9 protein-coding genes are annotated in these 12,726 nt (G+C 46.1%); 4 read left to right on the forward strand and 5 right to left on the reverse strand.

Going from position 1 to position 12,726, the window contains the following annotated elements:
• Nucleotides 1-287: 287 nt before the first annotated feature.
• The 3 genes from QUB26_RS08940 to QUB26_RS08950 form a co-directional block, all read right to left on the reverse strand.
• Complete coding sequence (locus tag QUB26_RS08940) at nucleotides 288-503, reverse strand: hypothetical protein (protein WP_333317573.1); 216 nt, start codon at nucleotides 501-503, stop codon at nucleotides 288-290.
• Nucleotides 504-569: 66 nt separating this feature from the next.
• A complete protein-coding gene (locus QUB26_RS08945) occupies nucleotides 570-2,942 on the reverse strand; it encodes a hypothetical protein (protein ID WP_333317575.1) in 2,373 nt (790 codons plus the stop codon).
• An 83-nt stretch (nucleotides 2,943-3,025) separates the two neighbouring features.
• Entirely contained in the window at nucleotides 3,026-4,825 is a 1,800-nt protein-coding gene (locus tag QUB26_RS08950; RefSeq protein ID WP_333244718.1) for a peptidoglycan DD-metalloendopeptidase family protein, read from the reverse strand.
• 573 nt (nucleotides 4,826-5,398) lie between these two features.
• On the opposite strand from QUB26_RS08950, the gene pgeF reads away from it, so the two are divergent.
• Nucleotides 5,399-6,277: a peptidoglycan editing factor PgeF gene (pgeF, locus tag QUB26_RS08955; RefSeq protein WP_333244721.1), complete on the forward strand. Its 879-nt coding sequence runs from the start codon at nucleotides 5,399-5,401 to the stop codon at nucleotides 6,275-6,277.
• Nucleotides 6,278-6,520: 243 nt separating this feature from the next.
• Nucleotides 6,521-7,132: a CPP1-like family protein gene (locus tag QUB26_RS08960; RefSeq protein WP_333244724.1), complete on the forward strand. Its 612-nt coding sequence runs from the start codon at nucleotides 6,521-6,523 to the stop codon at nucleotides 7,130-7,132.
• 248 nt (nucleotides 7,133-7,380) lie between these two features.
• Here QUB26_RS08960 and QUB26_RS08965 read toward each other — a convergent pair whose 3' ends face one another.
• Nucleotides 7,381-8,064: an HAD family hydrolase gene (locus QUB26_RS08965; RefSeq protein ID WP_333244727.1), complete on the reverse strand. Its 684-nt coding sequence runs from the start codon at nucleotides 8,062-8,064 to the stop codon at nucleotides 7,381-7,383.
• A 479-nt stretch (nucleotides 8,065-8,543) separates the two neighbouring features.
• Between QUB26_RS08965 and QUB26_RS08970 the strand changes: the two genes are divergently transcribed.
• Both QUB26_RS08970 and QUB26_RS08975 read left to right on the forward strand, forming a co-directional pair.
• Nucleotides 8,544-10,691 carry a diguanylate cyclase domain-containing protein gene (locus QUB26_RS08970; RefSeq protein WP_333244730.1) on the forward strand — a complete coding sequence of 716 codons (2,148 nt, stop codon included), beginning with the start codon at nucleotides 8,544-8,546 and terminating at the stop codon, nucleotides 10,689-10,691.
• Complete coding sequence (locus QUB26_RS08975; protein WP_333244733.1) at nucleotides 10,672-11,205, forward strand: GNAT family N-acetyltransferase; 534 nt, start codon at nucleotides 10,672-10,674, stop codon at nucleotides 11,203-11,205. Before QUB26_RS08970 ends, QUB26_RS08975 begins: the two co-directional genes overlap by 20 nt.
• A gap of 20 nt (nucleotides 11,206-11,225) precedes the next feature.
• Here QUB26_RS08975 and hppD read toward each other — a convergent pair whose 3' ends face one another.
• A complete protein-coding gene (gene hppD, locus QUB26_RS08980) occupies nucleotides 11,226-12,287 on the reverse strand; it encodes a 4-hydroxyphenylpyruvate dioxygenase (protein ID WP_333317578.1) in 1,062 nt (353 codons plus the stop codon).
• Nucleotides 12,288-12,726: the final 439 nt, after the last annotated feature.

The raw sequence follows: 12,726 nt of genomic DNA on the forward strand, positions 1-12,726 counted from the left end.
CGTCCTTTTTGGACGGGCGGGACGCCCATCCCACAATAACAATTAAAATTGTAAGTTATTTAATTCGCAATCCTTAGCAATTTATTCTGGGAGGGTGACAAAGATGTCTAGGAACTAGAAGGACTCAGGGTTTCTCCCTGTATACGCTGTTGATAAAAGCTAATTTTATTACGAGCTAACTTCATTAATTCTTGCACAGGTTCAGAAGATTGTTCCAGATAATTTACCCGCTGCCCTCCATCTCAACCAACGCCAAATGTACTCCCTATTCGGGATTTTTGGGTCGGTTATTTACGGCGAGACACATATCTTTCCACCTGCATTTTCTGAATATTAGTGCCTTCAAATCCAGCATTTTGAGAACTAAAAAATTCCGCGCGATCGCCCAGAGCATTATAGTAGCTGTAAAGGTAATCGCTCAGTTGCTGGCTGCCAGTCGAATAGAGGTTATTCGGCAGCGCGTTTACCGTTATACCTCCGATTAAGCAGTGTGGTGTTTCCACAAATCGATTTTCCAGATTTGGCAGCCCTGCCGCCACTAAACCGTATTGAATTATAACTGCTATATTTTAATTTTTCAAACGATACAACACCGACTCAGTATTAAAATTTTTTCCGAAAACTGGTTGCAGCGGGCCCTCGGCACTTGTCAGCCAAGATAGAGCTTTTCTGGTAGCTGCGTCTGTCCCAGTCAGGGGCCCGAATCCTACAGTCCTAATTTTATTTCGCCGTAGATTGTCAATCCATGCCGAAAGTCGATCGGCTCTAAACGGCACATATAAGACTTGTCTGTCCATATTTCTCCCGTAAAACAGGTAGCTGCGCGAACTTAAAAAGAAGCCTATTCTTTCATCTGGTACTGTATTTTTATCAATATATTCGTAAATACCACGATACAGTTCTGTGCGTGCAAAATCTCGCTTTTCCCTCCAATTACCAATTACTATCAATCCGATAAAAACACCAATTATCACTATGTAAATCGATTTTTTGCGGGTGGGAAATAGATGATTCAGCCATTCTAAGCCAGGATTGATTTTCCACAATATCGCAGCCAGCGTCACTGACACCAGATAAAATATTGGGTATCTTAATATATCTGGCAAACTGGGGCCTAATATTTTCCCGATAGTATTAATAGCTTCTATTGGGTTAGACTTAAAATTGTCAATCAACAAACTACCCCAAACAATACTATCTCCGGTGAAAGAAGCATTTTTAATATAATCAAAAATTGTGTTGCTAGTAATTCCGAACAAACCACTAACCAAAACCACTGCCAGAACAACTAGATTTGGAGTTTTCAAGATAGTTGCTGTAGCTGCTGCTGCGATGCCCAGCAAGCTTAAAAAGGGAAAGCCGTATCTGAGGTTAAAACCCAGTAAAGGGCTGAGTTTACCGATCGAATCTCCCGCCGTACCGGACGTGTAAGGTGTAAATAGATACAGAATTCCTGTGCTGGCGAGAAGTATAATTAAAATAATATTATTTTGATTAATTATTCTGGCTTTACCCTGGAAAAAAGCCAGAGGTGCTGCCAATACCTGAAGCGCGATCGCCAGAAAGGGCAGTTGCAATCTAATGATAATTTGTACGCCGACAGTTTTCCAGTGGGAAACATTGCTGGGATTAAATTGAGCGGCTAAAGTGCTTTGCCAAATCTTTAGAAGTGGCGAAGCGGGCTGCTGCTGTACCGGAGGTGCTAGCCCAGGTATGGGAGACGGTAAGGAAACAGGATCTAAGGGAATTTTAATATCGCCGAATTCGCCGACAGGATAATTGATTTGCAGCAAGTTTCTCGCATACCAAAAACATCCTAAAAGCAAGCAACAAGCTAGGCCGCAAAGTAACACTGGTTTGAGAAAGTGGCGAATTCTAAAATGAGCTGGTGTAGATTTTTTATTAACCGCGAATCTTTTAATTTCTAATATTGCTAATCCTCCTAAAAGTGAGGCTGCATAGATTATTCCCGTGATCTTTATTCCGGCTAGCATTCCTGCGGTTGCCAAAAATAGCGAGAGTTCCGATTGCGATCTGCTGCTATGATAGGATAAACCTAGATACAAGCCGACTGTAAATATTGCAGCTAGCGGTAAATCGGGCTGAATGGTGTTAACTTGGTTGAGCATCATCGGTACTGTCAATACTAAAGATGCTGCTGCCATACCGTGAATTCGGGTTGCTCCAAATTTTATGCTTAATAGATAGACGGCAATTCCCTCAAGTACCCACGCAATTACCAGGGGGAAAGCTGCTAGAAAATCTTCTCCGAAGGGAAGCACACACAAAGCAGATAAAACGTGCCAATTGTAGGGATATACTCGTGCTTGCTCTTGTTCAAAAATCCAATTTCCGGTGGCATCTAATAATGTAAATGAATGGGTTTGATACCATCGGGCGATCGCAGGCAGGTGAAACCACAATGAATCATAATTGGTTATGGGTTTGGTTGCGATAGTTTCCAACAGCACAAATCCAGCCAAAGCGGTGGCAACAATAATTAGTGATTCTGAGAGAGTCCGAGGTTGATTGAGTTGGGGAATCTGCCAATCGGAGAAGGTAAAAGTTTTGTGGTTTTTTGTATAAATCAGGATGAAGCCGATCGCACAAATCAAAATTTCTGCTATAATCACCGCAGTAATATTTAGTCGATCGGCACTTCCTAAAATCAAGCCGATACAAACTTGGGCAATACTCCATCCCGTCAGGAGTACGAGGAGAAAATGGGGAAATGAATAGTTATTGTTTTCTTTCTGATTCTCGAAGGCAAGAGACAAGCTTAAGGGAATCGGCCCGACTACAATAATCAGAAATAAAATTAATTCCCACAAATGCTGCGCTATTAGCATAAGCTGCAAGTTACCATTTTTTATCAGTTTTTCCTCGTTACCCGAAAGAGCCTGGTAACGAGGAAAAACAACGAGTTCGCGTACTGGTTGCACAAAACATTAATTTTCTTGTGGGGAGTAGGGGTTTGGCTTTTCGACCCTTCCACAAGAAAATTAATCTAGCCCATCCCCAATTTTTACCTGTTAGCTTGCTTCTGAGGTTTGGGTTTGACTGCTTCGGCATCTTTGGGCTTAGAAGTATCAGCTTTTAAGAATTCCGGGAATGGCGGCTGGAGGTTGTGAACTTCGATGTCCATTCCCAGCGGCAGAGGTGGCAACTGGGGCAGATCGTTTTCCCAATCCTTGAGTGAGCTAGCGGTTTGTATTTCCACCATTTTCGGCATTTGCGGTACTTTGGCGGTTTCCAAACTGCCGATCATTTTTGCCAGAGCGAATTCTAGCTGAGAGCCCGGGTCGATCGCCACCCAACCCTGATCGGTCATTTGCCGAACCTCGAAGTGAAGGTGAGGCCCTGTAGACATTCCCGTACTGCCGACGCGGCCGATCGTCTCTCCCTGTTTCACGAACTCTCCCGGTTTCACAAAAAGTTCCGAAAGGTGGGCGTAGAGAGTTTCCTGAGACTTTTTGTTGTGGTTGAGAACCACTGTCAAACCGTAACCGCCCAACCAGTCGGCGATCGCCACTTGACCCGCATAGGCCGCCAGTACGGGCGTTCCCATCGGGGCCCCCAAGTCTGTTCCGGTGTGAAACCTGCCGTAGCCCAGAACTGGATGAGTCCGCCACCCAAACGGCGAAGTAATTGCCGAAGCAATAGATAGCGGAAACAGCAAGCTGGTGTTGCCATTTCCGGGCACGCCTGGGGGACGCGGCGTGAGATTGTAGTAAGCAAAACCGGTATTGCTGCCACTGCTGACACTAACGGCACCGACTTGAACCGGCCCAAGTCCCATGCTGGGCGCTGGAGCGCCGCCGCCGTAAGATGCAGATCCGGCATAATACCCAGTGTCTGCGGAGTATCCAGTGTCTGCGGAGTAGCCGATGTTAGCCGACGAGTATCCAGCGTTAGCCGAGTATCCAGTGTCTGCGGAGTATCCAGCGTTCGGCGAGTAGCGCGGGGGTGCGTAACCAGATGCCGGTGGGTTTGAATCCCTCCAAACCTGGCTGCCTATTTGTTGAACGGCTTGACCGAGTTTACTGACAGGATTTCCGCTACTATTTCCGGCAACAGTTCCCCGAACATCGCCCGGAAGGCTTTCTGGCCGATTTCGAGGAGGAGGGGCTGCAATATAGCCGTCGTCTGCGATCGGAGGTTCCTCTCTGTAGTTGGGTTCTCCGGCATCTGCCGTCACCGGCTCGGAAACAGGAGGAGGCGCGCACAAACCGCCTTCTCCTTCGCACCCGGTCGATCGCTCTGCAAACTCTATTCTCGTTGGCGCTTCGTACTCTTGGTACTCTTCGTACTCGCTGGTAGCGCCAATGCTGTAGTCTGTTTGGTCGATTTCAGCGTGGGCTGGGTTAACTGGCGCTTCAAAAGGTGGCTCCTGGGCCGTCGCTTCTGGCAGGGGAATCAGCGCTGGCTCCGGCAGATAATATTGGGTAGGAGGTGGTTCGCTGGCGTACTCCGGCTCCCAGGCAGGTTCGGGATCGAAAGGCTCGGACGGTGGAACTTCTGCCTGCGGTTCAGGGTATGGTTCTGGTTCCACTTGGCTGTATGCGGGTTCCGGGGGCGGGAGAGGAGCTTCAAATAATGGCTGGAGGTCTGCTGCGCCGGGGACGGCTTGTTCTGCTGGCGGAGTTTCGGCTTGGGCCCAAACTAAGCCTTTGCTGAGCAGTCCCAGACTGGCAAGACAACCCAGTCCCACCAGCAGTGAGCGATCGGACAAAAGGCGCGATCGAGTCCGGGCGCCTGTAGGGTTCTTTTTTTGCTGTTTGGTTTTCAAATGGGCTGTTATTTGCTTGTCTGGAACTGGTTTCACGATTTTTTTTCCCAACTCAACAGGGGGCACAAGGATCTCGAAGTCAGGATCGAATGTATGGCAATCCTTGTCTTTATATACAGGCCTAACTGATTTTACCGGGCTTGAGGCAATTTTTTCTGCACATAGAACAAGCTCAAATGCTTTACGCATTCAGTCGCGATCGATATCCGGTTTTTTCGAGCCTGATTGCACCCGTAACTCGTCTGTGACGGTCACACCGATGATAGCGCTTTGGCGTTCGTTTATGTTAATTAGTTACTAAAATTTTGCTCTCGGGTCGTGCAAAATTTTGGTGGCGTCCGCCGGAGTTAAGCGCCCAGGCATGGGGATTTTTTGATTAAAGCCGATCGTGGGTTTAAACTCAGATGTTGCACCATTGTCAATAAGCTTTTTATGAACAGGCTTTCCGGCCTGTTCCACAAAGAGTGAATTTTCTTGTGGAACAGGCCGGAAAGCCTGTTAAGCGAGAATGGTGCAAGATGTGGGTTTAAACTGAATCGGCTTAATCGGCAAAATTTTTGATTGTTTACAATACAAGGCAAATGATTCGCTTGAGTAAGGATAGGTTTCATGACTGTAGCTGGCGATCGCTTGACAAATTTTCCAAACTCTGAGGGCCTCAGACAGCCTGATGGTATCAGTTGGGACTGGCAGAGTTCTGAAGGCTTGCCCTATCTAACTTGCAGCTTGCTTTCTCGCTGGTCTCACGGCTTTTTTACTCGCGATTTCTCGCCCCAGGGGCCGATCGATCTGACGGAAGTTCTCGAACCTGGAGCTAAGGTTTACCGACTCCAACAGGTACACGGCAATGCGGTACTCAAAACGAGTGAGTTGTCACCCGTTGTGGCTCCGGCCCCGGAAACCCCTGCCCCAAGCTATGCTGAGGCTGATGGCTTGGTGGCAGCTCGAGAATTGGAGGCGCTGTGGGTTTGCTCGGCTGACTGTGTGCCGGTGCTGATTGCTGACGATCGCACGGGACTCGTTGCGGCAGTTCACGCGGGTTGGCGCGGGACTGCTGCTAAGATATTACCAGAGGCGATCGCTCAACTTGTGGCACAAGGCAGTCAACTAGAAAATCTGAAGATTGCTATGGGGCCGGCGATCGCTGGAGAGGTTTACCAGGTATCTGTGGAAGTAGCAGCGGAACTGGGAGCCACCATTGCTCCTAAGAGTGCCGTTAGTGCGACAGCCGACGGCATCTGCGAGTTTTTGCATCAACTGCCGCAAACGCCTGTTTTAGCCGATCCAGAACCGGGAAAAGTACGCTTGGATGTTCGCCTCTGCAATGCTCTGCAATTGCAGCAGTTGGGAATCGATCTTTCTCAAGTGGCGATCGCTCCTTTCTGTACTTATTCTGACTCGGCTCGCTTTTTTTCCTATCGCCGCGATCGACTTAAAAAAGTCCAGTGGTCGGGAATTGTGAGCGCCTGCAGGACAAGTCCCTTCTGAGGGCATTTGGCAGAAGGTAAAATTTTAGACGGCCAAGATAAAAATAACAATCTTTGGATTCATTATTTTTTATTTACGAATGCCAAATGCCTTCTAGTTTCAACCTTCGTAAGGTTTGCTGGTTCCTGTTTTAAAGCACTAAAAACTAGCAGCAAAACTTTTGGGAAAGCGGCAGAGCTCCCGCCCCGCTTTCCTCTCTTGTTAAGATTACTCTATAACGAGAGTCTTCAGCGGGTTATTACAATGAGTGAGCCAACTCCCTATCAACTTCTTGAAGTCGATGAAGATGCTTCCTTTGATGAAGTGCAAGAGGCCCGCACGCGCCTAGGCGAGCAGTACAGCGGTGACAAGAAACGTTTGGAATTGATCGAAGCCGCTTACGATGCGATCCTCATGGATCGCCTGCGGCAGCGACAGGAAGGGAAAATTAAAGTGCCCGAACGCATCCGCTTTCCCGAACGGCTGACTCCCCCACCCCCAAGCTTTACTCCGTCTCCTCCGAGTGGCAGCCCAGCTTGGTTGCAGCGGTTAATCGATACTCCTAGTCGATCGGACATTTTGTGGCCGGCTGGGGTGTATGTGGGGTTAGGCGGACTGAGTATTTATCCGGCGGCTAATGATGGTTTACTACAGTTGACTCTGGCTCTTGGGGTCGGCTGTTGTCTTTATTTTATTAATCGCAAGGAACAAAAATTTGGTCGCGCCGTGCTGCTGACTGTGGCTGGCTTGGTTATAGGCTTGTTGCTGGGAGGATTTTTGGGTTCTTTGGTCAGTCCGGCATTTATAACAACAGAGAAATTTATCGCTGTGTTTACGTTTTTAATTCTGTGGCTGGTTAGCAGTTTTCTGCGATAGTCAGTTGACAGTTGACAGTTGACAGTTGTCAGTTGTCAGTTGTCAACAGTCATCAATCATTAGTCAAGCATCAACAGTCATTAGTTATTGGTAATTGTTGAGTGGTAATTAGTAATTGGTAACAATCAACTAACTACTAACACCTAAAACCTACGAACCAACCAATAACAATTAACCAATAACAATAATTAACCAGTGCCAACTGTCAACTGTCAACTGTCAACTGACAACTGTCAACTGACTAATGACTACTGACTATCTAAGATAATCTCAACTGCTTCGCTCAAATTGTTAGCAATTAAATCCGGTTGGTGCATTTCTAGTTGGGTGCGATCGCGAATTCCGCACAAAACACCAATTACCTTGACACCGTGCGTTTTTGCTGCTATAATATCCGCCTCCGTATCGCCAACCATCCAAGTGTCAGAAGCCGGCGGCAGTTCGGCGAGAGCTCTTGCCATCAACAGGGGCTTATCTTTGACATCCCCGGTTTTAACGTAATCGTTGGGGAGGCAATAGCGGCGGTTTTCTGGGAAAAAATGCCCTAAATTGCAGCGGTTGAAGGCTTCATCTAGTTCCCTAACGCGGCGCATGGTCATCACCGCTAAGTCTACTCCAGCGCCCTGCACCTTTTCGAGAGTTTCCACAGCGGTGGGAACTGGTCGATCGTAAATCATGTAGGGAAGCGTGTGGACGGTTTGACGGCGTTTCTGGGCAAAATCGCGGGCTTGATCTGCATCTAATCCAGAGAGGATGGCGATTTCGGTTTCGGGAACCCGCGCGCGCTTCATGTCCCAAAACTCTGCCTTGGGGAGTTCGCGCACTGCTTGACCCTCACGTTGAGTCTCGGCGAGACACTTCTGGTAAACTCGGTAGTAGCGATCGGACACGTCCATAATCGGGCCGTCAAAGTCGGTAATAAGTCTCAGCATTTAGCAGAGTATTTTTAAGCTTTGTATACAAATCCTTCGATACTATATCATTTAAAGGTAACACTTTCTTTACAAAAATTGACACAAATACCTAGGGGAGGTAAGGTCTATAGGAATGGTGCTAATTAAAGCAAACATTTGAATTAAACTGTGCTGTTCATCAACTTGAGCGGTTGTCAGCCATATCGGGAAATTTAAAATTAAAATGTGTCGCACAAATAGTGTAAACCGCTACATATTGTTGATAAATCTCAACCTCAATCGAGGCTGATTTTGACTGCGCTTTCTCACAAAAAGTGGGTCAAATTAATATTTAGCCCCATTTTTAAAATAAGCAAAAAACTGCTTGGAGAATCCAAAGTGTACTGTTTGCATAAATGAGCCAGCGATAACAGGTGATAACATCTGCCAGTATAAAAATTTCCCTGATAAATCGCAGCCAAACAACAACTAACTTTACCGGCTAACCTTTGAGAGAGATGCTCTACAATAACGAGATGCTTCCCACATTAACTGTAGAGAGCAGCCCCAGAAGTATTAATATTCTTCTTTATAAGCTGTTATCCTTACGCAGGATTGAATACCTCACAGTCGATCGGGAACTTAAGATTAAAGAAATATCTTTGAAAGTGCAAGATTTTGCCTACATTCATGAAGAAGTAGCCGAAGGAAAAGACGTGCGCGATAGTTTTCCCGAACTGCTCGGAATTGAAGGAATCCTTGAAGGCATTATTGAAGAAGGAGAGCAAGACTTTCAGTTAAAATCAATTAACCGAGTTCTCAAAGACGGATCTTATTTGTATCTAAATTTGTACATATTTGGTTATAAGGCACAAGCCAATGCTGACAGATTGATTATTTTATGCGAAGATGTGACAGATAGCATTGCAGCTCAGCAAAGCATGGTTCAGGCTGCCAACGAAAACAGTATGAAAGTCGATTACTTAGCTGCGACTGGCGATTATATTGACAAAATTATTAATTCCCTAGGCGATGTTTTGTTCGTAACCGGAACATCGGGAAAAATCAAAAAAGTGAATCAAGCTGCACAGAAATTATTTGGATATACCGAATCGGAATTAATCGGTCAATCCATATCCCTGATTACGGCAGAGGAGGAATTGTTACGCAAAGTCAGCCAGCTACCTCCTGCACTTAAAAGCCAATATTGGCCTCAAGTAAAAGTAGCTTGCCAAACGAAAATAGGTTTAAAGCTGATTATTGCGTTTTCATGCTCTACTTTCGAGACAAGCCCAGGAAACCCGGATGCAGATAGCGAGGTTATACAAGATTTTGTTTATATCGGCAAAGACATTACCAAGCAACAACGCATAAAAAAGTGTCAAGAAGCACAGTATGCTGTGACTCATATCCTGTCAGAATCAACTTCTCTAGATAGCGCAACTCCGAAAATTTTGCAAGCTATTTGCCAAAGTTTTGGGTGGGATTTTGGCGAACTTTGGACGCCTGCAGAGGCGGAGAAAGAAACTAGATTGGGTGAGGAAATAAAATCGGAACAAGATCCGCTGTGGTGCCTGCCACTTTGCTGTCCGATCGAGGAAACTCCTTGTTGGCGGCGGGTGGCCGTTTGGCAGGCAGCGGAGGAAGTTAGGGAGTTTGCCGAAAACTATCAGCAGATTACTTTGGCTGCGGGTGAGGGTTTGCCGGGAGCGGTTTCCAGAAGCGGTTCTACGCAGTGGATTACTGATCTTGTGGGCGATCCCAGTTTCGTGCGATCGCGCTTGGCAGAGGAAGCGGGACTGCGATCGGGATTCGGTTTCCCCATTCACGCTAGGAGCCAAGTTGTAGGAGTAATGACTTTTTTTTGCCGCGAAGAACTGCCACCGGATCAAGATTTACTTCAGATCATAGCTGTGGTAAGTTCTCAATTAGGAGAATTTGTTAAGCGCAAATATGCAGAGCAAGAATTGCAAGAAGCTGAAGCTTCAATCCGATTTTTGTACGAACAAGAAAAACGCCAAAGTGAAGAATTAGCTCGGCAAAATTTAGCTTTAGAACAAGCCAAATTAGAATTACAAGCAGCTAACATGGAATTGCAGCGGCTCGCTTCGGTGGATGGATTGACTCAAATTCCCAACCGTCGCTGTTTTGACAAAAAATTGGAGTTAGAATGGCAGTTGATGGAGCGAGAAAAAGAGTCGCTATCTTTAATTTTGTGCGATATCGATTTTTTCAAACTTTACAACGATCGTTACGGGCATCAAGGAGGCGACGAATGTTTAAAACAAGTAGCCGAGATTTTAGCTAGCAACGCTCAGCGGGCAGGAGATTTAGCCGCCCGCTACGGTGGCGAAGAATTTGCGGTAATTTTGTCGCGAACTGATGTGCAAGGAGCAAAGCAGGTAGCTGAATCAATTCGCAGGGATTTGAAAGCTGCGGCAATTGTTCATGCTGCTTCCAAGGTAAGTGAGTTTATAACTCTCAGTATGGGAATCGCTACTACTGTACCTGCTGCTGGTTCATCGATCGAGGAGTTGATTGGACAAGCCGATCGAGCGCTGTATCGAGCTAAACTAGAAGGGCGCGATCGTATAGTTGCCCTAGACTTGAAAATAGAATTTCAGAGCCCGAAAGGAGTATGTTCTGATGATTGTGAGAGAAGCTAACATCGCTGACGCACCTGCAATCGCACGGGTGAATCTAGATACTTGGCGCACAGCTTACCGGGAAATTGTACCAGCAGATTACCTCGCACAGTTATCCTATGAAAAGCGAGAAAGCAATTGGCAAGAAATCCTCGTAAATGCAGAAAAAAGTAAAAACTTTGTGTACGTTGCTGAGAATGAATCGGGAGAAATTGTGGGTTTTGCTGCGGGTGGTGGCGAGCGCACTGGCAAATATGTATATAAAGGAGAATTATTTGCCATCTATATTTTGGAGGAATATCAGCGTCAAGGAATCGGACGGCAACTCGTGAGAACAGTTGCCACAAAATTGGCAGAATTAAGTTTGAACTCGATGCTAGTTTGGGTACTAGGAGACAATTCAGCCTATAGGTTTTATGAATTATTAGGAGGTGAAAAAGTAGACGAAAAGCAAACAACTAGAGCAGGAGTTGCCCTCAAAGAAATTGCCTACGGTTGGAAAGATATCGCAGTGCTGATTAACACGCCTGTATGACCGAAAAAGTGGAATTTTTATCAATCATCTATCAAACTTCCTCTCTTCATTTGTTCGCGTTCAATTGCCTCAAACAAAGCTCGAAAATTCCCTGCCCCAAAACCTCCAGCTTGTACCTGTTTCCCGTTAACTAAACTAACTCGGCGCTCAATAATCTCGAAAAAGAAAGTCGGTTCTGCAAAAATTGGCTGGGTAAATATTTGCAGCAGCATTGCTGCGGGAGTATCTTCTTGCCAATCTGCCAAAACTTGACAAGCTGCAATTGCTGGCCAATCTGCGGGCAAATAGTTTTGCCGCTGCTGCAATTCCGAGTAGTATGTTGGAGGAACCGGCAGAAAAGGCAAACCGCACGATCGCAAATCGGCAACAACCCCCACAATATTATTAGTTTGCAAAGCCATGTGCTGAATTCCCGGCCCCCGATTTGCGCTCAAAAACTCTTGAATTTGAGAATTAGCTGATGCCGGTTCATTAATCGGGAATTGCACCCCACCTTCAGCGTGCACCATAACTTGGCTACGCAAAGCCGATTTCTCAGTCTGAATGTCAAAATTTTGCTGCGGTTGAAAACCTAATATTTTTTGATACCAACTAACAGCACTCGACAAATCCCCAGATTCAACATTTAACACTACGTGGTCAATGCGGGTAAACAACGGCAGCTTATCCGAAGCCGATAGCAGTGAATGGCCGCCAATTCGCTCCACCAGCGTATGGCTTAAATCTCCCCAGCCCGCGATTTTTGCCCGCTTAAAATAGCCTCCTGCGTTTAGGTCTTCTTGAATCGGTTCCAGGATTTTAGCACCTTCAGCAGCCGCTCTAGCTACCGCTAATTCAATATTTTTTACCCGAAAACCCACATCGGCAATCCCTGGAGGATGAAACTTCAACCAACTAGCAGCGGGACTAGCGGGTGTCAGGGGCGAAGATAAAACAAAACATACATTGCCACTGCTGACAACTTCAGTGTGAGTGTGGCTGTTAGCATAACCTGCTATTGATTGAAAGCCTAACTGGCCGACAAACCAGTCGCAGGATACTTGAGCGTTTTCAACGTAAAATTGAATGCGATCGAACTCCATAATCAATAATTGAAAATGGAAACTGAAAAATGGAAAATCTGCTGATTTTCAAGGTCAAACTGCCAGGTAGGGACTGAGTAATGGAGATGTTTCATACTTTTTATTGCGCGCCCACTTAATAATAACCTAAAGATTGAATATCCTAGCTCCCTCTGAAGGCAGAAATAAGTCGGCACTTAAAAGAAACCCGTTGTCTGCGATAACTTAGGTTTGACCGCTAGACCTTCGCCAATAGGACTAAGGCAAAAAATGGTTTGACGTGCTACTTATATGGGTAAGGTGCGCGGCAGAAGAGCACTCTACATAATTAGGTGCTGTGCAAGTTCTCAAACCTAAAGATATGATAATTTTTCGGGGCTTGAGGCGCCGCTGTCTTCTGCCTTCAAATGACAAGCGAATTTCTTCATGTGGTACCCGCCACGTGATTTATCCGTGGAAT

The sequence above is a fragment of the Microcoleus sp. B4-C1 genome (genome assembly GCF_036705285.1).
Lineage (GTDB): Bacteria > Cyanobacteriota > Cyanobacteriia > Cyanobacteriales > Microcoleaceae > Microcoleus.